The organism is Corynebacterium sp. 122RC1, assembly GCF_024580955.1.
In the GTDB taxonomy this organism is placed as follows: Bacteria; Actinomycetota; Actinomycetes; order Mycobacteriales; family Mycobacteriaceae; genus Corynebacterium; species Corynebacterium kozikiae.
This window is the reverse complement of the sequence record NZ_JANIKD010000010.1, coordinates 1-26582: the sequence shown is the minus strand read 5'-3', so window position 1 is coordinate 26582 and position 26582 is coordinate 1. Positions and strand designations below refer to the sequence as shown.

At 61.1% G+C, this 26582-nt stretch carries 22 protein-coding genes; 10 read left to right on the top strand and 12 right to left on the bottom strand.

Annotated features, from left to right (window positions below):
- Positions 1-284: 284 nt before the first annotated feature.
- Positions 285-2108: a phosphoenolpyruvate carboxykinase (GTP) gene (locus tag NQ050_RS06305; RefSeq protein WP_257038450.1), complete on the top strand. Its 1824-nt coding sequence runs from the start codon at positions 285-287 to the stop codon at positions 2106-2108.
- A 75-nt stretch (positions 2109-2183) separates the two neighbouring features.
- Here the strand turns inward: NQ050_RS06305 and NQ050_RS06300 are convergent, their stop codons facing one another.
- Complete coding sequence (locus NQ050_RS06300; protein ID WP_257038449.1) at positions 2184-3002, bottom strand: class I SAM-dependent methyltransferase; 819 nt, start codon at positions 3000-3002, stop codon at positions 2184-2186.
- Between the two features lie 30 nt (positions 3003-3032).
- On the opposite strand from NQ050_RS06300, the gene NQ050_RS06295 reads away from it, so the two are divergent.
- Positions 3033-4139, top strand: coding sequence for a glycosyltransferase family 4 protein (locus tag NQ050_RS06295; protein ID WP_257038448.1), 1107 nt, complete (start codon positions 3033-3035; stop codon positions 4137-4139).
- Here the strand turns inward: NQ050_RS06295 and NQ050_RS06290 are convergent.
- Positions 4037-5395 (bottom strand): hypothetical protein, encoded by a 1359-nt coding sequence (locus NQ050_RS06290; protein ID WP_257038447.1) that lies wholly within the window; start codon positions 5393-5395, stop codon positions 4037-4039. The two genes, NQ050_RS06295 and NQ050_RS06290, sit on opposite strands and share 103 nt — an antisense overlap.
- Positions 5365-6033 carry a DUF3068 domain-containing protein gene (locus tag NQ050_RS06285; RefSeq protein ID WP_257038446.1) on the bottom strand — a complete coding sequence of 223 codons (669 nt, stop codon included), beginning with the start codon at positions 6031-6033 and terminating at the stop codon, positions 5365-5367. The genes NQ050_RS06290 and NQ050_RS06285 overlap by 31 nt, the downstream gene beginning before the upstream one ends.
- A 30-nt stretch (positions 6034-6063) precedes the next feature.
- Between NQ050_RS06285 and NQ050_RS06280 the strand changes: the two genes are divergently transcribed.
- Complete coding sequence (locus NQ050_RS06280; protein ID WP_257038445.1) at positions 6064-7134, top strand: acyltransferase; 1071 nt, start codon at positions 6064-6066, stop codon at positions 7132-7134.
- Here NQ050_RS06280 and NQ050_RS06275 read toward each other — a convergent pair.
- The 6 genes from NQ050_RS06275 to NQ050_RS06250 all read right to left on the bottom strand — a co-directional run bounded on the left by NQ050_RS06275 (position 7061) and on the right by NQ050_RS06250 (position 13664).
- Positions 7061-7717, bottom strand: a complete 657-nt coding sequence (locus NQ050_RS06275) for a heme oxygenase (biliverdin-producing) (protein ID WP_257038444.1) — start codon at positions 7715-7717, stop codon at positions 7061-7063. The genes NQ050_RS06280 and NQ050_RS06275 overlap by 74 nt on opposite strands.
- A 128-nt stretch (positions 7718-7845) precedes the next feature.
- The gene (locus NQ050_RS06270; RefSeq protein ID WP_257038443.1) at positions 7846-8931 is read right to left on the bottom strand and encodes an HtaA domain-containing protein; all 1086 of its coding nucleotides are present in this window, start codon (positions 8929-8931) and stop codon (positions 7846-7848) included.
- Complete coding sequence (locus tag NQ050_RS06265) at positions 8852-9718, bottom strand: heme ABC transporter ATP-binding protein (RefSeq protein ID WP_257038442.1); 867 nt, start codon at positions 9716-9718, stop codon at positions 8852-8854. The genes NQ050_RS06270 and NQ050_RS06265 overlap by 80 nt, the downstream gene beginning before the upstream one ends.
- Positions 9715-10749, bottom strand: coding sequence for an iron ABC transporter permease (locus NQ050_RS06260; protein WP_257038441.1), 1035 nt, complete (start codon positions 10747-10749; stop codon positions 9715-9717). Before NQ050_RS06260 ends, NQ050_RS06265 begins: the two co-directional genes overlap by 4 nt.
- A complete protein-coding gene (locus tag NQ050_RS06255; RefSeq protein ID WP_257038493.1) occupies positions 10730-11776 on the bottom strand; it encodes a hemin ABC transporter substrate-binding protein in 1047 nt (348 codons plus the stop codon). The genes NQ050_RS06260 and NQ050_RS06255 overlap by 20 nt, the downstream gene beginning before the upstream one ends.
- A 70-nt stretch (positions 11777-11846) precedes the next feature.
- A complete protein-coding gene (locus NQ050_RS06250) occupies positions 11847-13664 on the bottom strand; it encodes an HtaA domain-containing protein (RefSeq protein ID WP_257038440.1) in 1818 nt (605 codons plus the stop codon).
- Between the two features lie 135 nt (positions 13665-13799).
- On the opposite strand from NQ050_RS06250, the gene NQ050_RS06245 reads away from it, so the two are divergent.
- From NQ050_RS06245 to NQ050_RS06230, 4 genes are all read left to right on the top strand, one after another.
- The gene (locus NQ050_RS06245) at positions 13800-14306 is read left to right on the top strand and encodes a hypothetical protein (RefSeq protein ID WP_257038439.1); all 507 of its coding nucleotides are present in this window, start codon (positions 13800-13802) and stop codon (positions 14304-14306) included.
- A gap of 240 nt (positions 14307-14546) precedes the next feature.
- Positions 14547-16265: a carbon starvation protein A gene (locus NQ050_RS06240; RefSeq protein ID WP_257038438.1), complete on the top strand. Its 1719-nt coding sequence runs from the start codon at positions 14547-14549 to the stop codon at positions 16263-16265.
- On the top strand, positions 16252-16524 hold the full coding sequence (locus NQ050_RS06235) for a cory-CC-star protein (RefSeq protein WP_257038437.1): 273 nt from the start codon (positions 16252-16254) through the stop codon (positions 16522-16524). The genes NQ050_RS06240 and NQ050_RS06235 overlap by 14 nt, the downstream gene beginning before the upstream one ends.
- Positions 16515-17459: an ArsA family ATPase gene (locus NQ050_RS06230; protein ID WP_257038436.1), complete on the top strand. Its 945-nt coding sequence runs from the start codon at positions 16515-16517 to the stop codon at positions 17457-17459. Before NQ050_RS06235 ends, NQ050_RS06230 begins: the two co-directional genes overlap by 10 nt.
- A 174-nt stretch (positions 17460-17633) precedes the next feature.
- On the opposite strand, the gene NQ050_RS06225 is transcribed toward NQ050_RS06230, so the two are convergent.
- The 3 genes from NQ050_RS06225 to NQ050_RS06215 form a co-directional block, all read right to left on the bottom strand.
- Positions 17634-19151: an ATP-binding protein gene (locus NQ050_RS06225; RefSeq protein ID WP_257038435.1), complete on the bottom strand. Its 1518-nt coding sequence runs from the start codon at positions 19149-19151 to the stop codon at positions 17634-17636.
- A 296-nt stretch (positions 19152-19447) separates the two neighbouring features.
- Positions 19448-22363 carry a DUF3367 domain-containing protein gene (locus tag NQ050_RS06220; protein WP_257038434.1) on the bottom strand — a complete coding sequence of 972 codons (2916 nt, stop codon included), beginning with the start codon at positions 22361-22363 and terminating at the stop codon, positions 19448-19450.
- 49 nt (positions 22364-22412) lie between these two features.
- The gene (locus NQ050_RS06215) at positions 22413-22607 is read right to left on the bottom strand and encodes a DUF2613 domain-containing protein (RefSeq protein ID WP_257038433.1); all 195 of its coding nucleotides are present in this window, start codon (positions 22605-22607) and stop codon (positions 22413-22415) included.
- Between the two features lie 43 nt (positions 22608-22650).
- Here NQ050_RS06215 and NQ050_RS06210 point away from each other — a divergent pair, with 43 nt between their 5' ends.
- From NQ050_RS06210 to NQ050_RS06200, 3 genes are all read left to right on the top strand, one after another.
- Entirely contained in the window at positions 22651-23763 is a 1113-nt protein-coding gene (locus tag NQ050_RS06210) for a glycoside hydrolase family 3 N-terminal domain-containing protein (RefSeq protein ID WP_257038432.1), read from the top strand.
- A gap of 7 nt (positions 23764-23770) precedes the next feature.
- Positions 23771-25441: a VanW family protein gene (locus NQ050_RS06205; protein WP_373456413.1), complete on the top strand. Its 1671-nt coding sequence runs from the start codon at positions 23771-23773 to the stop codon at positions 25439-25441.
- A 194-nt stretch (positions 25442-25635) separates the two neighbouring features.
- Positions 25636-26559, top strand: coding sequence for a lysophospholipase (locus tag NQ050_RS06200; RefSeq protein ID WP_257038430.1), 924 nt, complete (start codon positions 25636-25638; stop codon positions 26557-26559).
- Positions 26560-26582: the final 23 nt, after the last annotated feature.

The following is a 26582-nucleotide window of genomic DNA, read 5'->3' as shown; positions in this document are numbered from 1 at the left end:
GTGCCGACGCAGACCGCAGGCGCTCCTCGCAGGCGCGCCCCTCACCGCGGCGGTAGGAGTTGGGGGAGTGCCGGCTTGATTGGGTAGCGTGGAACTCCTTTCACCCCCAATAGGGTGGGGCGATTTTTTGGCCGGGGGTGTAGGTATTGAGGTAAAAACCAAGGAGATCGGGGGTAAAACGGTTCAGGTGATGTGGGTTACAAAAATTCCACATGGAATGGTTGCACGAATGGTTACGCTGTGTGATGTAGAACTGCCAGCGTACTGATTAACCAGGAGATGCGATGTCCGCCGTGACCATTAAGGGCCTCGAAGGTACCGCCCCAACTGAGAATGAAAGGCTGCTCAATTGGATTGCGGAGAACGTAGAGCTATTCCAGCCCGAAAGCGTAGTGTTCGTTGACGGTTCCCAGGAGGAGTGGGACCGCCTCACCGCTGAATTGGTGGAGCAAGGCACCCTGATTCGCCTCAATGAGGAAAAGCGCCCGAATAGCTTCTTGGCGCGTTCCAACCCATCCGACGTTGCCCGTGTGGAGTCGCGTACCTTCATCTGCTCCGAGAAGGAAGAAGATGCCGGCCCAACCAACAACTGGGCTGATCCAAAGAAGATGAAAGAGGAGCTCGGTGCGCACTTCTCCGGCGCGATGCGCGGGCGCACCATGTACGTTGTGCCGTTCGCCATGGGCCCACTGGATTCAGAGGATCCAAAGATTGGCGTGCAACTTACTGACTCCCCCTACGTTGTACTTTCCATGCGCATCATGACCCGCATGGGCCAGGCTGCGCTGGACAAGCTTGGCAACGGTGAATTTGTGCCCTGCCTGCACTCCGTTGGCGCCCCCCTTGCTCCGGGTGAGCAGGACGTTGCGTGGCCTTGCAACGATGAAAAGTACATTGTGCACTTCCCAGAGACCAAGGAGATCTGGTCCTACGGCTCCGGCTATGGCGGTAACGCAATCCTGGCAAAGAAGTGTTTTGCGCTGCGCATCGCTTCCGTGATGGCTCAGGAGGAGGGCTGGATGGCGGAGCACATGCTCATCCTGAAGCTCACCTCCCCAGAGGGCAAGGTTTACGGCGTTGCGGCTGCGTTCCCATCTGCGTGTGGCAAGACCAACCTGGCGCTCATCGAGCCAACCATCCCTGGCTGGAAGGCTGAGGTTGTGGGCGATGACATCGCGTGGCTGCGCCTCCACGAGGACGGCCTGTACGCCTTCAACCCAGAAAACGGTTTCTTCGGTGTTGCACCTGGCACCAGCTACGCCTCCAACCCAATGGCAATGCGCACCATGGAACCGGGAAACACCCTGTTCACCAACGTGGCACTCACCGATGACGGCGACGTCTGGTGGGAGGGTATGGACGGCGACGCCCCAGCACACCTCATCGACTGGCTTGGCAATGACTGGACCCCAGAGTCCGGCACTGACGCCGCACACCCGAACTCCCGCTACACCGTGGCAATCGACCAGTGCCCAATCGCTGCACCTGAGTTCAACGATCCAAAGGGCATCAAGATCGACGCAATCCTGTTCGGTGGCCGTCGCCCAGACACGGTGCCACTGGTCACGGAAACCCTGAGCTGGGACCACGGCACCCTGATCGGCGCGCTGCTCGCCTCTGGCCAGACCGCCGCCGCTGAGGGCCAGGTGGGTGCGCTGCGCCATGACCCAATGGCTATGCTGCCGTTCATCGGCTACAACGCCGGTGACTACCTCAACCACTGGGTAGAAATGGGTAAGGCTGGCGGCGAGCGCATGCCAAAGATCTTCCTGGTGAACTGGTTCCGCCGCGGCGATGACGGCCGTTTCCTCTGGCCAGGCTTCGGCGAGAACTCCCGCGTGCTGGAGTGGATTATCAACCGCGTGGAAGGCAAGGTAGGCGCGGAAGAAACCGTGATCGGACACACCGCCCGCGCTGAGGACCTCAACCTCGAAGGCATTACCGAGCCAATTGAGGACGTCCGCGAGGCCCTTACCGCCCCCGCCGAGCAGTGGGCGAAGGACCTGGAAGACGGCGAGGCCTACCTGGAGTTCCTCGGCCCTCGCGTCCCTGCAGAGGTGCACCGCGAGCTTGAGGCGTTCAAGGAGCGCGTCGCGGCCGCGAAGTAGCCGCCAAAGATTCACTGGCGCCCTCAAGGTAATTGGGGGCGCCAGTTTTGTGTGCTTTCGGCGCTTTGTGCACGCCTATCTTCCTGGTGCCCGCACCACGATCAGCAGGTTGGACACTAGGAACTCGCGCAGCAGCGGCACCCGCACCACCCACCAAGCCCACCTGGGGTGGTAGCGCGGGATGCACAGAACCGCATCGTGTTGCCGCGCCCACCGCAGGCCTTCCTTGCAGCTCACCGCAAACAGGGAGGTGCCCCACACATTTTTGGGTTCATGCCCGTGGCGGGCAACGTAGCGCCTCCGGGCAAACTCGCCGCCAAGGTAGTGCTGCCACAGGCCGGTCTCGTGCCCGCCAAAGGGGCCGAGCCACACCGTGTAACTCAGGATCACCAACCCGCCGGGCTTGCACACCCGGAGCATTTCCTGCGCCATAAGCCATGGGTCGGGGACATGCTCGGCAACGTTGGAGGAAAACACGGTGTCAAAGCTGGCGTCGGCAAAAGGAAGGGCCTCGCCGGTGCCGCGCACCGCGTTACTGAGTGAGATGCCTGCGGCCTGCATCTCCCCGGCGTCGGGTTCCAAGGAAATGTAGTCTGCAAATTCCGCCGCAAAGTACCCCGGCCCGCCGCCCACGTCCAGCACCTTGCCCACTTGGGTGCCCAAATCCGCAGCTATGGCGTGGATCTGAGCCGCCGTATCCGCAGCGAGTGGCCGGTAAAACTCATCCGGCGAGCGTTGCTCGTGGCGGAAGGAGGTCAGGAGTCTGAGGCTGCGTCTTAGGGTGGCAAAGGCGGCCGTGCGCGGGAAGGATGCGGTGGTGCGTGCTGTGGGGCGCGCTGTGGTGCGTGCGTTCCTACGAGCGGTGGGGGGTACGGGGTGGGAAGCGGCGGACATGGGCTCATCGTATTACTGTGGGGGTTCGATATGAAGATTCACATGCTGTGCTGGCGCGACACCGGGCATCCCCAGGGCGGCGGCAGCGAGCGCTACCTTGAACAGGTTGCCCAGTATGCCGCCTCACATGGCCATCAGGTGACCTTCCAAACAGCGGCGTATGCCGGCGCCCCAGCCGAAAGCACCCACAATGGTGTGCGTTTCCTGCGAGCGGGCGGCAAATACACCGTCTACCTGCGGGCACTTGCGGCGCTTCCTAAAGACGCAGACGTGATCGTGGATACCCAAAATGGCATTCCATTTTTTGCCAAGTTGTTCACCCACACCCCGGTGGTACTGCTGACCCACCACTGCCACCGCGAACAGTGGCCGGTGGCCGGCTGGCCGCTGCGGGTAGTCGGGTGGTGGCTGGAGTCCAAGGTAGCGCCAAGGGTTTACCGCAATAGCCAATATGTGACCGTGAGCGGCGCCTCCCGCGAAGAGCTGGTGGATCTCGGGGTGCGCGCGGATCAGATCGCTGTGGTGCGCAATGGCATCTCGGCAATCCCAAAAGGCGTGGTGCCCGCGCAGACTGACCTTGAAAAGCAACGCGTGATCGTGGTGTCTCGCCTGGTGCCGCACAAGCAGCTTGAGCATGTGATTGACCTGGCCAGCGCCACCGAAGGCCTGCACGTGGACATTGTGGGTTCCGGCTGGTGGGAGCAACGCCTGCGTAGCTACGCGCGCGGCCTGGAACACAGAGTGCATTTCCACGGGTACGTCAGCGAGCAACGCAAACACGAATTGCTCTCCCGCGCCGCAGTACACGTGCTGCCTTCGCGCAAAGAGGGATGGGGCCTGGCCGTAATTGAAGCAGCGCAGCACGGCGTGCCTACGGTGGGGTACCGGACGTCGGGAGGCCTTCGTGATTCCGTTGGCAACACCGGCATCCTCGTGGACACCCCCGTGCAGCTCATCACGGAAACGCGGGAATTGCTTGCCGACGCCCCCCGGCGCCGCAGGCTCGGCGAGCTTGCACGGGAGCGTGCGGCTGGCTACTCCTGGGAGCGCACTGGCCAAGAGTTTCTGGAGATCTTGAGCGCTGTGGCAAACGGCAATAGCAGCCAGAAAACAGTGAGCGAAACCCCAATCAAGTAGCGCCAGCCTTTGGGGGACACCCCGCCGATGTGCTCTACCGTGTCCCCACTGATGCGAAGACCCACGCCCTGTTCGCGCAGTTCACTCGGGGAGGCCTGGAGTGCTTGCAGGTAGCGCTGGGTCGGGGGATCAATAACCTTGCCATCCACGGTGAGCGCACCTGCCTCGATTGCCTGGTTGGCTTTGAGGCGTGGGTCTACCATGGTGCGGCCATGGTAGTTCACCAAACCCTGGCTCGTGCTAATCAGAATGTCCCCTGCAGAGCGCGGCCAGTCCTGCTCAGGGATGCCTCGCAGCGCACCCATCGCCGCAGGCGCGGTTGGGGCTTGGGCAAAAGTGAGGGCGAGGCCCAAAGCGATCACACCGCGCGTGCGCAGCGCCCCCGCACCGGTAATGAGAGCCGGGAGTACCAGCCAGAGAAGCTTGGCGGTATCGCGGAACATTCCCGCACCGGGGATCATCTGCCACCAGGTGCCAAGGCCTAATACGGCGGTGAGCGCCAGGGCGGAAAGCGCCAGGAAGAGGAGGGCCCTTGGTGCGCGCCACAGCACCAGCGCGGCCAATAGCGCGCAGGCAATGGCCAGCAAGCCCGCTTCTGCGCGGACCTCTGCGTTCCATATTCCGCCACCGCTCAACCACGCCAGCGTTGGGTGCGCCAAAAAGGCGGCGGTGGGGCTCGTCTGAGGAGTGGATAGGAGACTGGGCACCAGCCACGGCAAGCTGCACAGCAGGCAAAAAGCGCTGGCCAACCAGCGCCTGCACACCACCAACAACACCAGCGCCAACACCGTGCCAGTGGGAGTGATGGAGCACGCCCACGCCGCCAGCAACACCACTAGGGTGCTGGGGTGCAGCAGCGCGGGGATGAGCCATGCGGACATCACCAAAGACCAATGCCCGGCCAATAGGCGCTCAACAACAAAGGGGTTCCACAATGTCACCGCCACCGCCACTGGCCCGAGGCGAAAAGCAGCCCAGGCCCCAGCGCACGCAGCCCCGAGGATGCAGGCCTTAGCCACCCAGGTTGCAGGGAAGAGCATCCCGGCGATGGCCAAAGCACCATCCTGGGGCGCGTTGCGCGCAGGGAGATCACCAAACCCCAACGCGCCGAGGGAAAGCGCGGGGCGCTGAATCACCACCATATCCCGCAGACCTAACATGCCAGGAGTTGCCAGCCACCACAGCAGCGCGGCGAGGCAAAACCCTGCAACCAGGGCGTTCAGGGTTAGGAGCGTTTGGGGCGTGCGAGGAGCCATAGGCCACCAATCAACGCGGCAAAACCGGCGTACTTTGCAACAAACCCAAAAATCCTCGAAGCCTGCAGCGCCGCCAGATGACGGTTCATCCGCTCCTCACTCCACGAGGACGCCTGGAGGGTGAACTCCTGGCCAGCCAAAGTGAAGCGCTGCTGGATTATGGTTCCGGTGCGCGGCTCAACGGTGAACTCGGCTCCCGACGCCGGCTGCTGGAACACCAGGTACTGCCCATCCTGACGCAGGTAGTCAGCAGGGGACTCCTCACCCGAATTGGGGTCAAACACAAGGTAGCTGCGGCGTTCCGTATCCACTGGGAAGAAGGAGGATAGCCCCAGCCGGCCATCAGCATTATTCAGCACGGGGAAGGAAGACTCGCGGATCAGCGGGACGAACTCCTCCAACACCACCTGGCCATCAACCTCCCAAGTGACGTGGGAGTTCACGGCTTCGGAATCCTCCGGATCTTCCGTGAGTTCAGTGGAACGGACAAGGTGGGCGCCACTTGGTGACGTCGTTTCTTGCACGAAGCTCGCCTCCTTTGGCAGCGGCTTCACCATGCCTGCAGTGAGCGCGGGGACAAGCGCGGACAACAGAAACAGCACACCAGCCGTCACACATGCAATAATGCCTTGGCGCATGCCACCCACCTATCAATTCGAGGAAACCTGTTGCTATCAGCCTCTCCATCGTACCTACCGCAGCTCCAAGGACTGCGCGGTGTGGCGGCGCTCGGCGTACTCACCACACATGTGGCCTTCCAAACCGGCGTGGAGAATGCAGTTCTCACCCGATTCGACTTCTTTGTAGCCACATTCTTCTCCCTTTCCGCATTCCTGCTGGCACGCAGCTACGCTGCCAACCCAACGGGTTACTACGCGCGCCGGGCCGTGCGTATCCTACCCGCGTACTGGGTGATGGTGCTGCTCACGCTTGCGCTTTTTCCCGTGGCTTTCGGGGCTGGCTGGCTGACAACGCTCAGCACCTTGAGCTTTACCCAAATTTATGTGCCCTCCGGGTTACATGGTGGGCTAACGCACTTGTGGTCGCTGTGCGTGGAAGTGGCCTTCTATCTGGCGTTGCCACTGATAATACGTTGGCGCCGCTGGTGGTGGGCGCTGGGCTTGGGCGGTTTTGCTTGGGCGCTGATTCCCTGGCCCTTCGAGCCGGATGAGGGCGGGATCAATTTTCAGATTTTCCCATTCTCATACCTCCCTTGGTTTGTGGTTGGGCTCTACGCGGCGGCGTGGGAGGGACGCCTGGATGCCGCAAAGTTGAGCGCAGGGGCTCGCTGGCTGCGCCCTGTGTGTTGGGGCCTTGCGCTGCTGCTGTGCTGGGTGGCGGGGCAACAGTGGTACGGGCCGCTGGGCTTGGAACACCCCACCGGCCCGCAGTTCGCGCTGCGTTTGTTGGCTGGCACCGCCTTCACAGTCTTAGTGCTGTACCCCTATGTGTTCGTAAAGGCACCTAGCCTGCTGGATACCGCCCCCATGCAGGCCGTGGGGCGATGGAGCTACTCCCTGTTTTTGTGGCACATTCCTGTGCTTTCTCTTGTGTTCCCTCTCATGGGCATTGGAGTGTTCCAAGGGCAGTTTTTTGTGGTGCTCTTTGCCACCGCGGCATTGAGTATCGCGGTGGCGTATGTGAGCTACACCCTGGTGGAAAGCCCTAGTTTGCAGTGGTGGAAAGGGAGGCAAACACGGCGGTATTCCACTCAAAAGCTGCCGTTGCCTCAGCGATGAACTCCTGGCGTTCCTCCGCGGTGAGGTGGAGGCTGTTGAGGCGTTCGCGGTAGGCGTTGCGGTAAGGCGGGATTTTGCCAATGGCGGCAAAGTTGTAGAAAGACGTCTGTTCCGGGGTAAGCCCGTAGAGAGCTTCAAGGCGGGAGGCGATCACCTGTCCGCCAGAAATATCGCCCAAGTAGCGCACATAGTGGTGCGCGGCGATGCGCTGCGGGGAGGTTGCAATTTTGTGCAGGTGATCCGCGTAGCGTTGGGTGGCCTGGGTGATGGTGATGCGTTCGCGCCAATCTTGCCCGAGCATCGCCTTAAGGTCCGATTCCAGGTTGGTGGTGCGTTCGAGGCGCGGGTCGTACACGGCAGCAACGGTAGGGTGTTCGGCGTTTAGCCGGATGCCTTGTTCAAGTGCTTGATAAATCCACCACAACTGTGCAGTGAGGTCGGCTACTGCTTGAGCGGAGAGGGAGCCGTCCATGAGGCGGCTCATAAACACCGAGTGTTCTGCGGTTTCGTGTGCTCGTGCGGTTTCTTCCCGAAGTGCGGTGGCCAACGGCTCATGGAGGGGAGTGCTCAGGGAGCTCGTCATGATGGGTTCCTTTTCTTGAGTATTAACTTCGAAAACGTTCATGAGGGTGAGCAAAACGCAAGGCGGGGCTGGATAAGGGGGTTGTGGAAGGCTGGGGAGGCTTACTGAGTGCTAAAGCATTAGCGGCATTAGCGGCTCAGGAAACCGAACAGACCCTTGAACCAACCCAGGTGGTTTGCAGTCTGGAACAAGATGGTGAGCAGGCCGAACAGTGAGCCAAAGCCCAGGAGCTTGTTCCAGAAGGATCCGAACTTGCCCAGCAAGGAGCTGTTCTCGGAATTGGTTGCGGCATCAGCATCAGTATCAGCATCAGCACTTGGCGCTGGCGCTGGAGCTGGCGCTGGAGTAGAGGTGCTTGGCTCAGCCGGTGCTGGTGCCGGTGCTGGTGCTGGTGCTGGCGCTGGTGCGGAGGTGCTCGGTTCAGAAGTCACTGGAGCTGGGGGCTCCGAGGTGACTGGAGCATCCTGGCACACCTGCTCGGTGGTGATGGTGACGTTAGCGGGGTCGATCTCTGGGTTGTAGGAATCGTTGTACATGCCCATGAACAGGATGTCTGCACCGGCAACAACCTGCTCGCGGGTGGTCGGGTTGTAGGAGGTGCCTGGGTTTGCGGTGTAACGCCCACCGGTGGTGTTCAGGGTGTGAGTTGTGCCGGTGGTGGCCCAGGTGCCGGTTGCAGCGGCGAAGGTATCTTTACCGGTGACTTCATTGGCTGGCACGCGGTCCTCTGGAGTGTATTCGGTCATGCCCTTACCTGGTACGTAGTAGCCCAGGTAGGAGGAGCCGAGCTTCACGTTGTCACCAGCAGTGGTGAGGTAGGGGGAGATTACCTGGGAGTACAGGGCGCCGTGGTGGCCTTCAAACACAATGGAGGATTCTTTGGTGTTAATCAGCGCTTCGGTGATGTTGCCCTGCTCATCAACCTTCACGGAGGAGGTGGCTGGGTCTACCTCGAACAGGAACTGGTATGCGGCCGAGTTCTTTGGTTCCGCGTTTTCGGTGACGGTTCCGCTGGTGGTCCAGGAGCCTTGAGCGATGCGCCCGGAGATGTACTTACGCCAGGATTCCTTCACACCCCACGCAACGGTGCCACCGGTCACGCGGGTTTCTACGTTCTGGCAGGTGGCTGCGACTTCAGTTTGCGCTTGCGCCATTGGGGCGGCGAGCAAGGTTGCGGCGAGGGCGAGGGAGGTTGGTGCTGCGATCATGCGCATGGAAATCGAGGATCCTTTCAATGGACTGAAAATCTGACAGTGATGGTTGTTGGGGGATTACTTGGATGTGGCCTTCTTGCCGGCTCACCTGGAGGGGGTATTGGTACACCTGCGAAAGCACTTCCGAGGTGTAGACCTCCTCCACGCTGCCTAAGGCGGCAATCCCACCATTGGATACGCACACAATGTGGTTACAAAATGCTGCTGCGGCGTTGAGGTCATGCAGCACCACGAGCACTGTGGCCTGGGTGCGGCGCGCGAGCTCACGGATAAGGTGCAGCACTTGCAGTTGGTGGGAAATGTCCAATGCGGCGGTTGGCTCGTCCAGGAGGATCACCGGAGCGTTTTGGGCGAGCACCCGAGCCAGTGCCACGCGAGCCCTTTCACCCCCGGAGAGCGTGGGGACCTCGCGCGCGCCAAGGTGCATTGTGTCCGTGGCGGCCATGGCGGCGTCGATAAGCTCTTCATTTGGCCTTGCCCACACACGCTGCCCCATTGCAACAATGTCGCGCGCAAGATATTCAAAGGCTACCGCCGTGTCCTGCAGCATCACTGCACGGCTGCGCGCAAGTGTTGCAGGGTCCGTGGCATAGGGGTCAAGGTTGGCAACACGAATCTGGCCTGCGGTGGGTTTCAGGTCCCCGCTTATCGACGCCAACAGCGTGGACTTGCCCGCACCATTGGGACCGATCAATCCAGTGACTTGACCTGGCTGTGCTGTGAACGTGATGTTGTGCAGCAGCCGCCGGTTGTTTACCTGGATTTCCACCTGTTCAACGGTGATCATGCGTGGACCCCCTTTCGCATCATGCGGCGCAAAAGCACAAAGAAGGTTGGCCCACCAACCAGTGCGGTGAAAATGCCGATTGGAAGGTCCGCGAAGGGAATGGTGGTGCGCGCGGCGAGGTCGGAAAGTGAAATCAACAGAGCCCCTGCCAGTGCGGAAGTTGGGAGCAGCGCGTGATTCTGTGGGCCTAACACGGTGCGCAAAAGGTGGGGCACAATCAATCCCACGAAGCCAATCAATCCGGCGAAGGAAACCGCAGCGGCCGTGAGAATGGCCGATACCAGAATCGCGCACACCCGCAGGTTTGCCACGTTGATGCCGGTGTGGGCGGCGGCGCGTTCACCCAGCGCCAGCACATCCAGACGCTCGCCCAGGCGCAAGGCAACAATTACGCCGAGCACCACGATTGGCAGTACCACCCAAACATGTTTCCACTGAGCACCATTGAGGGAACCCATTTGCCAGAAAATGATCTGTTCCCTGTTTGCCGTAGGGGCCAGGTACACCAAGAAGGAAATGATTGCGCCGCACACGGCGTTTACCGCAATGCCAGTGAGGATGAGGTTTACCACCGCAACGGTGCCGCGGTGGCGCGCCAAACGGTAGATGAATGCCGTGACCGCCAATGCAGTCACAAACGCCGCAGCTGGCACGGTGAAGGCACCCAACCAATCAATGGCAAATACAATTGCTGTGGCTGCACCCACGCCGGCCCCGGCGGTCACACCAATCACGGATGGCTCCGCCAAGGGGTTTGCGAACACCGCCTGCATGAGGGTGCCAGCCACGCCGAGTGCTGCACCCACAATGCAACCCAGCACAATTCGTGGCAGGCGGATGTCCCACACCACGCTCGCGGCCAGCACGTCTTGATGGCCGCCGTCTGTGAGGATGGCTATGAGCTGTGAAATCGGCAGGGCAAACTGGCCAAGCACCACATTGGCCAGGCAAGCCAGCACCAGCGAAACGGCCAAGCTGGCGGCAACCTGAACGCGGCGCCTGCGGCGGATATCAGGCTTGGTCTGGAGCATAGAGTGCCTTTGCTAATTCAATGAGGGTTTGGCCGGTCAAAGGGCCAAATGCCAGGGATTGGCCATCTGGAATAGTGATGATTCTTTGGTTCTGGCCGGCGATGGTTTGGGCTATACCTGGGCGTTGCAGCAAGCCCTCTATTCCTCCGGTGGATTCCAAGCCGCCGGACATCATGATGATGGCCTCAGGGTTGAGCTTGGCCAGTGCCTCCGCGTTTGCAGGCTCTGCATAGGAGAGGTTGTGTTCGGAAGCCAGGTCTACTGCACCTACGCCCTCAATGAGGTCTTTCGCACCGGTGCCTTCACCCATGATGAAGAACACCCCGCCATTGCCTCGGGCGTAGAGGAAGATCACCCTCAATGGATCAGCCGGTGCGATCTCTTGAATGGCGGACATATCGCGCTCAATTTCTTCCACCGAGCGCTGTGCCAACTTTTCCGCCTCTTGAGGCAAGCCAACCACGGCGCCGAGCTGCTCAATGTCCTGCGCAACGGAAGCGATGGTGCGCTCAGGTTGCATGACCACGGTGGGTACACCAGCGGCGCGGATCTGATCAATAGCTTCCCGCGGGCCAATGGAGTGATCCACAATTACCAAACTTGGACGCAGGTCCAGCACTGCCTCCACGTTGATGTTGTGCCCACCTTGCGTTACCACCGGTAAATCCGCCAACACCGTTTCTGTTGAGGAAACCGTGCGCCCAATAATGTTCGGGGCAAGTCCCAGGCCAGTGAGTGTTTTGGTGTAGGTTCCGTACAGGTCCAGGGCAAGGATGCGGGAGGTGTCTTCCACCACAACCTCGTAGCCATCGGCATCAGTAAGCTCCACCGGCAGCGCTGGTTTTGGCGTGGTGGTTACTGGCTCAATATCCGCAAACTCGCCAACGTGGCGCACCCCTTGAATGGAGCGGGGATCTCCCACCTCAGTGGCGGCGGGCAAGGTGTTGGTGTAGCTGCCTTGCACCCCGCAAGCGGCGAGTATGACCGCGAGTGCAGCGGCGGCCGCGGCGTGAATGCTGCGATGCATCACACGCGCGAGCGCGTGGTTTTGAGCTACAGAGTACATGTGTGGTGGTCCTTATATTGTGGGATGAGTACTAGGCGGGATGCTGGAGGATCAGGCGGCTCATGCTGCCTGCTGCAACAGCCAGGCCGATTGCTAACAACGCCAAGTAGGTGGCGGGATCAGTGGATGCTTGCGCGGCTGCGGACTTCACCCGGAAATTGTTGGAACCATCGGTGTATCCCGTGCTTGAATCAGCGTTTGCGCCTGTAGCATCGCCGGTTGTGTCTCCTATTCCGGCTGCTGCACCTTGTGAACCAGTGGAAGTTGCTGCATCGCAGCTTCCAGTTCCTTCTGCGCCGAGGGTGGCGGTGAAGGTTACGGGGTCAAGGGCCAGACCGGGCTGATAAAAGTCTGCAAAAGCCTTTGCGCCTTCAGCCGTGAGGGCGGTGCTTGCGGAACCACTGAGTGAACCTGCGTTGATGTCCAAGGTATTCACGTTCAGATTGGCAATGGCCACACGGCCAAAGTCCGTGCGCACACCTTCCATATTGGAGGAGGTGACGTTCGCAATGAGCTGGCCTTGGGAACCCGCAAAGCTCACTTCGAGGTCTGAAATCCTGAGGTCCAGTACGCCGTTGTGGCCGGTGAAGTGCACCGCTCCGCTGTAACGCAGATTGCCCTTCTTTGAGGCCACATCCACGTTGCCGGTGTTGCCGCTGAATTGGAAGGCGCCACCAGAATGGCCTACACCCTGCAATTCCCATTTGCCCTTGGCAATGGAACCGGTGATGTAGGACTGGAACGAGGCTTTGATGCCCCAAGAGGCGTTGGTGCGTTGCACCCCGGTAGCGGGAACACACTGACCGCTTACACCGCCAGTTCCTAAGTTGCTTGCGGTTCCCGGAGCATTTCCTGCGCTAGCGGCGCTTCCGCTGGCAGCTCCCGTGCCTGTTCCAGTGACCGTTCCGCCCGCAGTACCGTTGCTGGCTGCTGTGCTGGGGGCGTCGGCAATGTTTCCCGCACCAGCGCCAGAGCCCGAGCCGGAACCCGAGCCCGCGCCGGTGCGGCGGGTGAAGGATTCGTAGGTGTCCATGAATGCCTCGGAGTTGCCCATGAACTTTGTGAAGGCATTCATGGTGTCATTGGTTTCGCTGAGGATTGCCATGGCTTCTTTGTTGAAGCCGGTGAAGTTGCCGCTGATTGAAGTGAGCGTGCGGGTGTTGCCGGAGGTGGTTCCGGATGAGGTGGCACCGCATGAGGTGGAGATTTGGCCGCTGGTTGGGTCCATGGCAGCGCCTGCGTTGTAGGCGAGGAAGAGTTTGGCGCCGCCTCCGGTCAGGGTGGTGGTGCCGGAGAGGTCTACGGATCCTGCCTGCGCATCCACGGGGGTGTTGAGGTTGATGGTGGCAATTGCTACGTCATCGCCGGTGATTTGCGGGCCGCGGGCAGTTTTGTTCACCATATCGGACTCGTAGGACACATAATCCACGAGGATTTCGGCTTGGTTGCCGGAGGCGCGGATCTTGAAATCACTGAGGGTCATGTCCAGCAAATCATCGCCACCGTAGTTGTGGCCGCGGAACCGCAGCACACCGCCGAGGTTCACGCTGAACGCACCGTCTTGCACATTTGGTGCGGAAGCGGGGGTAAACACAAATGTGCCATCGGGGCCGGTTTCTGATCCGCTGAAGCCAATTCCGTCTGCTCCCCAGCCGCCACGGGCAACGGGCCCTTGGATGTAGCTGCGGTAGCTTTCCCTGATTCCCCAGCGGAACTCGCAGGTCTGTGCCTGGGCGGGCGTGGAGAGCGTGGGAATTGAAATGGCTGTGGCCAGCAGGGATGCAGCCAAGAGGGAGGCTTTTCGACGCCGCCAGTGCGGGCGGGTGGTTCCGGAGAGTAGGGCGGGCACGGTGTGGTTGCTCCTTTACGGGTTCTTCACCAACTGCGGGACGGAGGGTAGCCTATACTAACTTAGGTTAGGATAAAAGAGGCTTGCCTAACCTAATGAAACTATTACCCCCGATGTTTTTCAGAAAGGACTCAAATGTCCCAGCTAGCCACCCAGAGTTTCCGGATGCTTTACCCCGAGATTGACCCCGCTAATGGCCTACCCCTCACCCTGCCGGAGCGGATGGCCCTCACCGTGGCAATAGGTGTGCTCGCCTACGGCGGAATTGTGCAAGATCTCGTTGTGCTGGGCGCGGGGGTGGCCATGGTGATGGCGGCGAGCCTCATGCAGTCGCACCAGACCAACCGGCGAGTCAGGGTAGAAGCCCGCGGGCGATTCCCCGGTGAGCAATGGGCCGAACACACCCAGATAGCCAGGGTGAAACTGCCCTTGGCGCTGCTGGCCGGCTGGGTGTTGGTGGCGCTTGTGGTGGGCGTTGCTTGGTGGCAGGCACTGAGTGGCTGGTGGGCTGTACTTTGCGCACTGCTTGCTGCGGGCATTGTGTGGTTCATGCCTGGTGTGCACCCAATGTGGCGTAAGCGGTTGGGGCGAACCTCTAAGGATGTGGGTGCTGTGGGTGCTGTGAGTGCCGCCCAGAAATAATGCCCAGAAATAATGCCCGGTGATGATGCCCAGAGATCGTGCGGGCGTGCCAAAAGTTTTGAAAGAATTTCCTCACAGGGGCGCGGTTTTAGGTAGTGTGTGAACCAACTTTTGTGACCCCCATAACATAAGAATCAACATTTATTCGCAGTTGTGGGTTTGCAAAATACACATTTATGCACAACTTGCGCAGGTAGAAAACCTCGCCTGCCAGCCACGATAACCAAGGAGTTCATAACAATGAACGCGCTCATTCTTTTGGCTATTGGCCTGGCCATGATGGCAACCGGATACCTCCTGTACTCCAAGTACTTGAGTTCCAAAGTATTTCAACTGCGAGCGGGGTATGAAACCCCGGCGCACTCTATGAGGGACGGTGTGGATTACGTTCCCACCAACAAGTTTGTCCTTTGGGGCCACCACTTCACTTCCGTTGCGGGCGCGGCACCAATTGTGGGCCCCGCGATTGCCGTGATCTGGGGTTGGCTGCCGGCATTTTTGTGGGTGACCATTGGCACCGTGTTCATCGCTGGTATGCATGATTTGGGGGCGCTGTGGGCCTCTACAAGGCATAAAGGCCAATCAATTGGCACCCTCAGCGGCAAGTACATTGGTTCCCGCGGGCGCAACCTTTTCCTCGTGGTGATCTTCCTGCTGTTGCTCATGGTGGTTGCGGCGTTTGCTGTGGTGATCACGGGTCTGTTGGTGTCCACCCCAACGGCGGTGATCCCAACGTGGGGCGCGATCGTGGTGGCGCTTCTGATTGGGCAGGCTATCTACCGCCTCAAGTGGAACCTTCCCTTGGTGTCCGTGGTGGGCGTGGTGGCGCTGTATTCGCTGATGCTGCTTGGTGACCGCTACCCGGTGGTCCTCCCGGAGGATTTCCTGGGCATCGGCCCGCAGGCGTTCTGGATCCTGGCGCTGTTTATCTATGGCGCGATTGCCTCCCTGCTGCCGGTGTGGGTGCTGCTGCAGCCGCGTGACTACATCAATGGCCTGCAGCTCTTCGTGGGCCTCGGCATCCTGTACGCATCCTTCCTGTTCACCGCACCAACGTTGGTGGCGCCAATGGTGAACCGCGCAATGCCTGAGGGTGCGCCTTCCATGGTGCCGCTGCTGTTTGTGACCATCGCCTGCGGCGCGATCTCTGGGTTCCACGGTGTGGTTGCCTCCGGCACTTCCTCCAAGCAGATTGATAAGGAAACCGACGAGCGCTTTGTGGGCTATTTCGGCGCGGTTGGCGAGGGCCTGCTCGCGCTCGGCGCCATCATCTCCACCACTGCCGGCTACCGCACCGTAGCCGAGTGGGAGGAAATCTATAGTGCCTTTGGCAAGGGCGGCGTGGCGGCCTTTGTGCAAGGCGGCGGCAACCTCCTCAACCAGGGCTTGGGAATCTCCACCTCGCTTTCAGCGACGATCCTGGCCACCATGGCGGTGCTGTTTGCGGCCACCACCATGGATACCGGCATCCGCCTGCAGCGCATGGTGGTGCAGGAAATCGGTGAGATTGTGGGCATGAAGCTCGGAGCAACGGCAGCCACGCTCATCGCCGTGATCGTGGCCTTGGCGCTGACGTTCTCCGCAGGTGCCGACGGCTCAGGTGGCATGCTGATCTGGCCATTGTTCGGCACTACCAACCAGCTCATGGCCGCGCTGACCTTGGCAATCATCTGCGTGATCCTATCTCGCCTGCGCCGCAGCTACCTGCCAATCTTGGTGCCGCTCGTGTTCGTGATGCTGATGTCCATCTGGGCGCTGGTGGTGCAGCTCGGGCAGTTCTACGCGGCGGGGAACTGGCTGCTGCTGGTACTCGACGTCATCATCTTGGTTGCAGCCATCTGGGTATCCATTGAGGCCCTGGCTGCGCTGCGCAAGGCCCGCGAGCTGCCCGCCATCGAGTTCGGCGACCGCGACACCCCAGAGCACTCCGCAGAAGTGAAAGCAGATGCGCGAACCTAAACTGGCACCCAAGTTGTCCAAATTCCTCAAAGGCCTCAACGAGTTCTACGTTGCGCCTTATCGCGCCACCATGGCAAAGGCGCAGCGCGAGGAGGATGACCTCTTCATGCTCCTGGTGCTCTCCGAGGCCCTTGGGGTGCCCAATCCCGTGAACTTTTACACCCTTGAGCTTTTGCCTTTGGTGTATGAGGACTTCCATGCCTGGCACCGTCGGATGGGTATGGAACATTCCCCGTTGGAGAACATTTCATGCTGCTAGCACACAAGATTTCCTTCTTTGGTGGCAAAGGGGGAGTAGGGAAAACGACGTGCGCAGCCGCCGCAGCGGTACAGGCTGCCAGTGCAGGTGAGGGGCGGCGGGTGCTGCTGGTTTCCACAGACCCCGCGCACAACCTGGGGCATCTGTGGGGGATGCAGTTCACGGACACCCCGACCCCGGTGCCAGAGGTGCCGGGGTTGGAGGTGGTGGAAATTGATCCAGCCGCCGCCACAAAGGCTCACCTTCATCAGGTGGAGGCGCAACTGCGCCAAACAATGCCAGAACACCTCAAGGGGGAGATCCGCAAGCATCTTCAGCTTGCAGAAAACTCCCCTGGGGCTCATGAGGCGGCGGTGCTGGAACGTATCACGGAAATCATCGAGCAAGCCGAACATTATGACCACATAGTTTTTGATACAGCCCCCTCCGGGCACACCGTGCGCCTCATGGAGCTGCCGGAGTTGATGCAGGCGTGGACGGAGGGCCTGCTTAATCGCAGGGACCAATCGGATCGCTTTTCCCAAGTGGTTCGCGGTCTAGGCGGTGAGGTAGAGACTTCCGTAGATCGCCGCAACAACCTGATCCGGCAGACGCTGTTGCGGCGCAGGGAACGTTTTGCCGCCTTGCGCGAGGTCCTCACCGGCGATGACTGCGCCTTCTATCTGGTGCTACTGCCCGAGCGACTGCCCGTGCTGGAGACCATCGAGGTGCACCGGCAGCTTGAAGCCGTTGGAATGAACGTTGCAGGGCTTGTGATAAACCGAATGGCCCCAACAAACCAAGGTGAATTCCTTGCCGAACGTGCCGAGCGCGACCAGGCATACCTGGCAATGCTGCGCGAGGCCCTGCCCGGGGTGCCCACCATGACGCTCCCCCTCATGAACACAGACGTGGTGGGAACCAAGCAGCTCCGGGAGTTCTTTGCCGCTCAGTGAGGTGCAGGCGGCGTGGACAAAAACAGTTGTACTCTATAGGCAACATGACATGCCCGCTCTTCAAAGTTGAGGACGCAGGCATTGTTCTTTTGTTGCTTCTTCAGCAGCGGAGTGAATGTTTTTGCGCACGCGGTCCGGGGTTGCCGCTCCGCGCCACCAATTCCAATTGCCTCCCTATTGCGTACGCAGGCGATAGCGTTGTTTTGGGCTGGTCAATGGCTCTGTTCGCTCGATCGCTCCCTCGGCTACCATCTCGCTCAGGATCCGGCGAACGCCGCCCGTTGATACTCCGGCGGCAGCAGCAAGTTCTTTGCTGGTTCCCGAAGGATAGCTTGCCAAGTAGTCCAAAATCCGGGTTTTGGAGGCGCCAGTCACCGAGGCTTGGCGCTCGGCGTCGGTTGGGCTGCGGCGCTCAAACTCAAGGCGGAAAGTAGTCAAGGAATCTTGCGGACGTGGCGGTGGCAAGAGTTCTCGTTCGAGCTGATCCAGAATCTCTATAAATCCAGAGCCTCGGTTTTCCGCAACGAAGCCGCCGTCTACCCCCGAGCCCGAGAGCGACCCCGGACCTGCTGCGGGATACGGAGTGGCCTCCAAGAGAGAGGAGAGGTGTTCATTGCGGGTGCTCGACAAGCCGGCCACGCCCAAATTGTCCACCGTCATGATGCCGTAAAGCCCGCCCGGATTCACCACCTCAAGTCTATCTACGTACATATTCACCTGCACTTGGCTGCCACGCGCCTGCGGCGAATAGTCCCGGTGCATCAGCGCATTCACTACCGCTTCCCTCACCGCAACCGGCGGATAGTCCGGCAAATCTCGGCGGAAAGCACCCTCGATCACCCCTCCCGTGCGCATGTTCCGCTTGACGGCTGCCACGGTATCGGCCACAAGCACCGGGATTGGCCCAACGAGGGAAAGATTATCGACAAACCGCCGGCCACCCCCGCCCGAAGACTTGTCAGTTCCGGGATACACCGTAAACGTGACGTTCAGGCGTGGGAAAAACTGTTGAGGGTAGGTACCTGCAACGAGGAGTCCACTGAGCGTGGGACGCAGCACACCATCAGAATCCTTGGCGATGATGTTGAGGGCCTTTTGTGCATCAACGTCGCTCAACTTTCTGAAAACCCGGGGATGCATTTGCCTTTCACGTTCCAGGATGGACTGCACGATTTCCGGATCGAGATCGTCGAACGTTGCGGCCTCTACGACTTCCAGGTCCCAATTCGGTTGGATCCGATTTTCCTCTAGGCGGTCAATCTCATAGGGAGTGAGTGCGCGATCGCCATCGTGGCCTCGAATGTAGCTACCCGTGTACTTGGACTGGCTCACAACCCAGCAGGGCTTGTCCCTAGGCGGAAGCGCTGGGACCTCGACTGTAACTACGGGGGAACCATCAACGTCTTCGATGCTGATGTTTGCTCGGGCGGGTGGAGTTACCTTGTCTGCGCACATGCCGGCCGCGGCATCAGCAATGGCCTTTGGATCGAACCCCTCGGCTGGCATGAAGCCGTTTTGTTCATCGAGTCCAAGAATGATGAGCCCACCATTCCCGTTAGAGAATGCTGAGACGGTTCTCACCAGCTTTTTGGGCAGTCCGCCAACTGCAGCCTTTACCTCAACCTCATTGGAGTCGGTCCCAATGTGGCGTAGGCGGCTGACAATTTCAGCCAGCCCTTCAGCATCCACCATGCCAGCGCCTTTCCCTCAAACACTCTTAGCTCTCTATCGAACTCTACACATAGCTCTCTACGTATGTAGAGAGCTATGTAGAGAGTTCGCGAGTGTTGTGGAAGATGTGTGCACTCAAAACATGCTTTGCAATGTGCTTTTATGGCGCTCTGCGTGCATCAAGGTCCCCAATTAACTCTCTACACAGCTCTGCACATAACTCTCTACATAGCTCTCCACATGTAGAGAGTTATGTAGAGAGTTCAACGAGTTTCAGGGAGCGCCAGCCCAGCGGCCAGCCGGCCTGCCTGCCTGCTCTACTGCTCCGCATCCTCCGCTCCGGCTCCGCTTCCAGCGCCATAAAGTGCTGCGAGCGCAAGCAGGCACATCGCGGCAGCGGCGGGAGAATCGCCGACGTATTGGGCGCTCGGCCACGGCCCCCGCGCACACCACATGGCCACAATCCCCATCGACGCCACGATCAAATCGGCCGGCGTGATGAGGGTTCGCCGCAGCGCCCAGCGCCGAATCCACACTGATGGGGAATCATCCATCGGGTCGCGTCGGGAGTCCCTTCCCCGCACCAGCAGCACCAGCAGCACCAGTACCGTGCCCAGCGCCAGCAGCCCGCCGCCGATCAGCCCAATCCGGTACGCCGTGTTGCCCGCGAACTCCATGCGGAACTCGCCGCTCGCCCCAGCGGGGATCACAAAACCCTGCTGAGCTGCATTTACCTCAACAGCTTGCAGCTCGGTGTTGTCTAGGTAGCCGCGTAGGCCCTCGTTGAAGGCGCGCGTGGTGTTGAGGGTGCGCTCGCTAGCCGCGGCCTCAATGCTGGTGCCGGTGGGGCGTACCGACGCCACCTCGAAGTCCACCTCCGTGTACACACCCGGCCCCAATGTGTGTGTGCCAGCGGCAAGCGTGGTGGTGCCAACGTCCATTGGGCGGGTCAGCGTGAGGGTGCGCTCGCCATGCAAAATGAGCTGCCTGGTGGACTCTGGGACCACGCCGAGGTCAATGATCCGGTGGATCTCCGCGCCCTCCAGTTGCGCGTTTGCCACTCCAGCGCGCCCGTGCAGCGTGATCCGCACGGCGGTGGCACTCGCGCCGGGCACTCGGATGCGCACGGGTGTTTTGGGTTCCATGCGGCGGGTGAGTTCCGCCTGCCCGTTGGAAATGGTGACTTCCACCGGGTTTCCTGTGGTCTCTAGCAAGAGCACGGGATCCTGCACCGGCTCGTGTGGCTGCAGCTCCAGCCATTGGCCCGCACCTGTGCCCGGCGTGGGATGCCAGGCGGTTCGGCGCTGGGCATCCACGGCGGCACTCACTGACTCCTCCGGGTTTGCACCGCCAATGCTGGTGGCGTCGGAGGCCTGGCTGCTCGCGCGCACCGTGCCGCCCACTTCCGTGACCGGAATCGGTTCAAGTGTGGTGGCGTAGTTTTTCTGTATATTGTGCACGTCCGAAGCCTCGTCCAGGCTCGCGAGTGGCGCGGAGGTTGCCCGTTCCACAGCACCATAATTGCGCGCAATCAAAAGGGGAGTGTCTGTGAAGATCTCCGGATCCTCTGGGCTGATCTGGAACATCCCGGCGGGAAGCTCCGCCATGATTTCCCCGCCACCTGCCACCGCCACGGGTGGTGTGCTGGTGAGCTGCATACTGTGCGGGTCATCAAGCAGTACAACGCGAAGCTCCCCGAATTGCACGGCCGGCTCGCCCAAGTCCAAGCTCAAGTCCAGGCCCAAGTTCAAGTCCGAATCCTCCGGCGTCTCCCGCACAATCACCGCCCCCACCCCCAAGCGGTCCAACGCGGCGCGGTTTAAGGTGGCATCTGGCAAGGAAATTGCGTCGAGTGCCCGAATGGCCTCAGGCGGCACCAGCGGGATCGCGTCACGCACCAACCATGGGCCGTCCAACAGCACTTGGGCGGGTTCGTCGCGGGTCCAGCCCCAGTCCTCCCTTGCAAAGCTGCGCCCTGGCCAGATCAGCGTGCGGGTATCAGGGCTTGCATTCTGGTTCACATAATCTGCTGCCGCTTGCCAATCGGCACTCAGTGCAGTCCACGTGCCTGTGGGCATTAGGCGCCCAGACCACGCCGGTGCCGTTGCCCCGAGCCCCAGCAACACGCACAGCAGCGTTGCGGCCTGCGCGCGCCGGGCAGCGTCGGAACCCACAGCACCCACAGCATCCGCAGAACCCGCAGAACCCGCAGCACGCCCCATTTCCCGCAGCCTGTGCACCGGCAGCGCCGCCACCCCCACCATGAGCGGCAGCCGAACCAGTGAATCGAATTTGTGGAGGTTGCGCAGGGCGGCGGCGGGGCCGTCGTAAAAAGAGGTGAGCAGCGGCCCGGTTGCCAGAATCAGCAGCCCCACCGCGAGCAACGAGAGCCACAGGCCGCGGTAGCGCACTCGCACCAGGCCGATCATGCCGAGCGTGGCAACAGCGAGCGTGAGCACCACAAACGTGGGCTCGGTTACCAGCAGATGCCCGGCCTGACGTTCCACTTCCACAAACGGCACCCAGCTTGTGGTGCCGCGCAGAATCTCCGGCAGGTTCAGCCAGCGCGTGGTCACATAGGCGGACTCGATGTATTCCAAAAACGGTGGGGCATACCTGCCCAGCACCACCAGCGGCACTAGCCACCACAGGCTCACGAGCGCGCACCCGGCCAGCCACAGCACCAACGCCCGCGGTGCCCGCCGCCACAGCAGCAAGATTGCCGCAGGTAGGCACGCGCTCAGGGTGGCGGTCGCGTTCACCGCGCCCATCATGGCAACAGCAAGTACCGACGCCCCCACGCGCGGCCTACGCTCCAGCAGCGGCAACAGGGTCCACGGCACCAGCATGATCGGCCATGTTTCACTGGAAATCGTGGTCAGCGTGGAAAGCGTGCGCGGTGAAAGGGCAAACAGGGCAGCAGCGAGCACCTGCATCACCGGCGCCTGCGAGCCAATGCGCGCACGCTGCACCAGTAACAGGAACCCGGAAAAGCCCACACCCAGCACGATTGTCCACCACAGGCGCTGCGCCACCCAGTCGGGTAACGGTTGGGTGAGCACAAAAAATAGGCCCTGCGGGAAGAAGTACCCATAGGCCTGGTTTTGGAGTTGGCCCATGGGAAAAGCATCCGTCCAGGCGTGTGCAGCCTGGGCCAAAAAGCCCAGCGGATCAACGCTCAAATCCAGCTTGGTGTCTGCGGCTATCCTGCCTGGTTGCGGCAGGAAACACATCAGCGCGGCGCAGAGCCAGCCAATAATGTGGGGGGTTCTGGCACTAGTACTAGCGGGAGCCATACTCCGGGTCGCCCAACACGGCATTATCTGCGCTCACGGTGGAGCCGCCGGCAATTTGATCATCACTTTGCAGGGCACTGATTCCCACCACAGCCACAAGCCCCAAGGCAATGCCGATTACCGCGCTGGCCAGCGTGGGACCCAGCGTACGGCGGGTCAGGGAGTCAGATTCATACGCCATGAACACAACCCTATCAGGTGGGTGTGGTTTACTAGCTAGCAGTATGAAACACGGAGTAGCGGCAATTCTGGTGGCAGTAATTGGTACGAGCGCGGCTTGCGCACAGCCGACACCAGAGCAGGGGGGAGCTCATGCGGCTGAGGCAGGCACGGGGACGTCGGAAGTTGCAGGCAGCGCTTCGGCGAGCTTGAGCTCCGCGCCGAGCAGCGCCGTACCCGAACCGGAACCAGTAGACATCCGCGCTACCGCGGCGAGCCTCATGGTGGTTGGCGTTGCTGATTATGCGGACGCCCTTTTTGCCCTGCGTCAAGGTGTGGGTGGCATCTTCATCCGCTCCGATTCCAACCCAGAGCTGCTCACCCAAATCCCCGCCCTTCGTGCGGAGGTGGGGCGTGAATTTGCGGTGGCCATTGACTATGAAGGCGGGCGGGTGCAGCGGCACTCGCACATTTTGGGGCCGATCCCTTCACCCCGGGACATGGCTGCAACCATGAGCCCGGAGCAGGTGCAAGGACTTGCCTATGACACCGGCAAACGCCTTGCGGCGCACGGCATCACCATCAACTTTGCCCCCGTAGTAGACGTGGACGGCGCCAACCTTGATGTGGTGGGTGACCGCGCCTTCTCAGATGACCCCGAGATTGCCGCTCGCTACGCCAAAGCCTTCGCCCAAGGCATGGTGGATGCCGGCGTGCAACCGGTGTTCAAACATTTCCCAGGCCACGGCCGCGCCAACGGTGATTCCCACACCGGGGAAGTGGTCACACCGCCGCTATCCGAGCTAGAAAACTTGGACCTGCGGCCCTACACCAAAGACCTGTTCATCCCCGGCTCTGGCGTGATGATGGGGCACATGGTGGTCCCCGGCCTGGGCGACCCCACCCCATCCACCCTCAACCCCGTTGCCTACCAGCTTCTGCGTGAAGGAAAAGGCTTCGGAGGAGTGGTGTACACCGATGACCTCTCCGGAATGCGCGCGATCAGTGACATCCTGCCGGTGGAGCAGGCAGTGGTGGCCTCGCTGCGCGCCGGGGCGGACCGCGCCCTGTGGGTGAGTACCCAGGACCTCGTTCCCGCAATTGATGCGGTGGTGCGCAGCGTGGAAAGCGGTGAATACCCGTTGGAGCAGCTCGTCGCATCCGCGAAGCGTAAATAGTAACGTAGTGCGGGTGAGCAAGAGAGTGAAGTTTGCGCTGGGCCTGATTGGCGGCCTGTTTGTGATCCTCGCAGGCGTGTGGGGGATCGACGTGGCGCTGAATCAGAACAACGTCCCGCGCGGGGCAACCGTAGGCGGAGTGGAAATCGGCGGCATGACGAAAGCCGACGCCACCGCCACCCTGGAACGCGAGCTCGGCAGCCGTTCCAGCCAGCCTGTCACCGTCACCGCAGAAGCTCTCACGGCAACAATCGTCCCCGCCGCCGCAGGCATTGAGCCCAACTGGGAGGCAACCGTTGAGGGCATTGGCTCCGACGGGCTGAACCCCATCACCCGCCTCATGAGCTTCTTCCGCACCTATGAGGCCGGCGTTTCCTCCGACGTAGACCAGCCGCGCTTCGACGCCGAACTGGAACGCCTGGCCACCGAGCTCAGCCCCGCCCCAGTCAGTGGCGGCGTGACGCTCACCGGAGGCACCGTGAACATTGAGCCGCAACCTTTGAACGGCCAAACCGTTGATCGCGCGCAGCTCGCGGATGCCCTCCTGCACAACTGGATTGACCCCCAAGGCGTGCAAGTGGATGCGCAGGTCAGCGAACCCGAGGTGGGGGAGGATGCGGTGAAAGCAGTGGCTGAGGGCGACGCCGCCAATGCCGTAGCGCTCCCGCTGACAGTGCACGGCCGCGACGGGGTGGACGGCATCATCGCCCCAGACCGGATGGGCGAGGTTGTGAGCTTTGTGCCCGAAGGCAAGGCACTGCGCACAGAGATCAATGTGGACCGCACGCGGGAAATCCTCAACGAGGGCCTGGGCCAAACTGAAAAGCCAAAGCGCAACGCCACCATTTCCTTTGACGGTTCCGTGACCCCCTCCAGCGACGGCGTTTCCATCCAATGGGAGGAAACCCTGGCCGGTGTGGAGCAGCGCATCGTTTCCGCAAACCGGGAAGACCATGTGTTTGAGGCGGTGTACAAGGATGAGCCCGCTACCTTCACCACCGAGATGGCCCAGAGCGCAACCTTTGATGAGGTGGTTGGCGAGTTCACCACCTCCGGCTACAGCGCCGCATCCGGGGTAAACATTGCAAGAGTGGCGCAAATGGTCAATGGTGCGATCGTGGCCCCTGGTGACACCTTCTCCCTCAACGGCTACACCGGCCCCCGCGGTAGCGCTCAGGGCTTTGTGGAGTCCGGCATCATTTTGAACGGCCGCGCAGACACCGCTGTGGGCGGCGGCATCAGCCAATTCGCCACCACTTTGTACAACGCCGCCTACTTTGCAGGCATGCAAGACGTGGCGCATACGCCGCACTCCTATTACATTTCCCGCTACCCGGCGGGCCGCGAGGCAACGGTGTTCGAAGGCGCAATTGACTTGCAGTTCAAGAACACCTCCCAGTACCCGGTGCGCATCCTGGCTTCCGCTGGTGGCGGGTCCGTGACAGTTACCCTCATGGGTGTGAAAACCGTGCAGGTGGAATCCATCAATGGTGGCCGTTGGGCGTACACCAGCCCCAACACCGTCACCGTGACCGATGAAAACTGCAGCCCCTCCGGTGGCGCGCAGGGCTTCACTACCTCAGACACGCGCATCATCAGGGACCTCGCTGGCAATGAGATCAGCCGGGAAACCCAAACCACGGTCTATGACCCATCGCCGATCGTGCGCTGCGCCTAACAGGGCATAGCGCCTGCATTCCATGTGGGCAAAGCGGAGGTAATCATCTCAAAACCTCTGCTTTGCCTTTATTTTTGCCTTCCTTTTGCCCTCATCCGGCGTAGCATGAGCGGCAACGCGCGTAATTGAAGTACATGTGCGGGTTTACCCATGTGTGCTTGTGCTGAACCGCTGATTGTGAAGGAGTTTCCAGCATGGCTTTGCATGAATTTACTCTTGCCTCCGCGAACGGGCGCGATGACGTCCGTGCCTGGGTATATGTGCCCGTCGGAACACCCCGGGGCATTGTCCAGGTTGTTCATGGCCTCGGTGAGCATTCCCGACGCTACCTGCATCTCATCAGCACCCTGTTGGACCACGGCTTCGCAGTTGCCGCTACCGATCACGTGGGCCACGGCGCAACGGGTGCCGCTAGCGGCATTTGGCAGGACACCGGTGAGGGCGGTTGGCAGGTGTACGTAGCCGACGAGCACACCCTCGCCCAGCGCGCCCAGGAGCTGGTACCCGGTGTGCCGTTCTTCATGTACGGCCACTCTTGGGGTTCGCTCATTGCGCGTGCATACGCCCGCGCACACGGAACGACGCTCGCAGGGCTCATCCTCGGCGGCGTCCCAGCCGGGATGCAGGGCGTAGAGCAGTACCCTTTTGCTGCGGAACTCGCCGCCGCGGACCCTGCCGGCGCCGCAGGCGAGCTGGCCGGCCCAGTGTTTGCCGGCATGAACGAGCGCTTTGGTGAAGGCGCCGGCCCAACTGACTGGGTGGCCGCAGACCCCGATGTTGTTGCCGACCACCTTGCGGACCCCCTGAACAACTTTGCCGCCCAGATGACGGCCCGATTCCTCCGGGACTTCCTGGACATCTACGCACAGGCCAACGACCCTGGCTGGGAACAGGATCTACCAAAGGACCTTGGCGTGCTGATCTTGGCAGGCGACCAAGACCCCGTGACCAACTACGGCGAAGGTGCATATGCCCTGGCCAACGCGCTGCGTCGGGGTGGTGTGGATGATGTGACCACCCGTGTGTTCACCGGTTCGCGTCACGAGGTGCACAATGAGGCCGCCACCCGTGCCGAGGCCGAGCGTCTCATCGTGGAGTTTGTGGAGGCCAGGGTTTAGGGTTTAGGGGTTGGGGCGTGGGG

Excerpts from the sequence above, each read along its gene's own strand:
- NQ050_RS06305 (WP_257038450.1), top strand. The coding sequence starts at position 285 with ATGTCCGCCGTGACCATTAAGGGCCTCGAAGGTACCGCCCCAACTGAG.
- NQ050_RS06300 (WP_257038449.1), bottom strand. The coding sequence starts at position 3,002 with ATGTCCGCCGCTTCCCACCCCGTACCCCCCACCGCTCGTAGGAACGCA.
- NQ050_RS06295 (WP_257038448.1), top strand. The coding sequence starts at position 3,033 with ATGAAGATTCACATGCTGTGCTGGCGCGACACCGGGCATCCCCAGGGC.
- NQ050_RS06290 (WP_257038447.1), bottom strand. The coding sequence starts at position 5,395 with ATGGCTCCTCGCACGCCCCAAACGCTCCTAACCCTGAACGCCCTGGTT.
- NQ050_RS06285 (WP_257038446.1), bottom strand. The coding sequence starts at position 6,033 with ATGCGCCAAGGCATTATTGCATGTGTGACGGCTGGTGTGCTGTTTCTG.
- NQ050_RS06275 (WP_257038444.1), bottom strand. The coding sequence starts at position 7,717 with ATGACGAGCTCCCTGAGCACTCCCCTCCATGAGCCGTTGGCCACCGCA.
- NQ050_RS06270 (WP_257038443.1), bottom strand. The coding sequence starts at position 8,931 with ATGCGCATGATCGCAGCACCAACCTCCCTCGCCCTCGCCGCAACCTTG.
- NQ050_RS06265 (WP_257038442.1), bottom strand. The coding sequence starts at position 9,718 with ATGATCACCGTTGAACAGGTGGAAATCCAGGTAAACAACCGGCGGCTG.
- NQ050_RS06260 (WP_257038441.1), bottom strand. The coding sequence starts at position 10,749 with ATGCTCCAGACCAAGCCTGATATCCGCCGCAGGCGCCGCGTTCAGGTT.
- NQ050_RS06255 (WP_257038493.1), bottom strand. The coding sequence starts at position 11,776 with ATGCATCGCAGCATTCACGCCGCGGCCGCCGCTGCACTCGCGGTCATA.
- NQ050_RS06245 (WP_257038439.1), top strand. The coding sequence starts at position 13,800 with ATGTCCCAGCTAGCCACCCAGAGTTTCCGGATGCTTTACCCCGAGATT.
- NQ050_RS06240 (WP_257038438.1), top strand. The coding sequence starts at position 14,547 with ATGAACGCGCTCATTCTTTTGGCTATTGGCCTGGCCATGATGGCAACC.
- NQ050_RS06235 (WP_257038437.1), top strand. The coding sequence starts at position 16,252 with ATGCGCGAACCTAAACTGGCACCCAAGTTGTCCAAATTCCTCAAAGGC.
- NQ050_RS06230 (WP_257038436.1), top strand. The coding sequence starts at position 16,515 with ATGCTGCTAGCACACAAGATTTCCTTCTTTGGTGGCAAAGGGGGAGTA.
- NQ050_RS06225 (WP_257038435.1), bottom strand. The coding sequence starts at position 19,151 with ATGGTGGATGCTGAAGGGCTGGCTGAAATTGTCAGCCGCCTACGCCAC.
- NQ050_RS06220 (WP_257038434.1), bottom strand. The coding sequence starts at position 22,363 with ATGTGTTTCCTGCCGCAACCAGGCAGGATAGCCGCAGACACCAAGCTG.
- NQ050_RS06215 (WP_257038433.1), bottom strand. The coding sequence starts at position 22,607 with ATGGCGTATGAATCTGACTCCCTGACCCGCCGTACGCTGGGTCCCACG.
- NQ050_RS06210 (WP_257038432.1), top strand. The coding sequence starts at position 22,651 with ATGAAACACGGAGTAGCGGCAATTCTGGTGGCAGTAATTGGTACGAGC.
- NQ050_RS06200 (WP_257038430.1), top strand. The coding sequence starts at position 25,636 with ATGGCTTTGCATGAATTTACTCTTGCCTCCGCGAACGGGCGCGATGAC.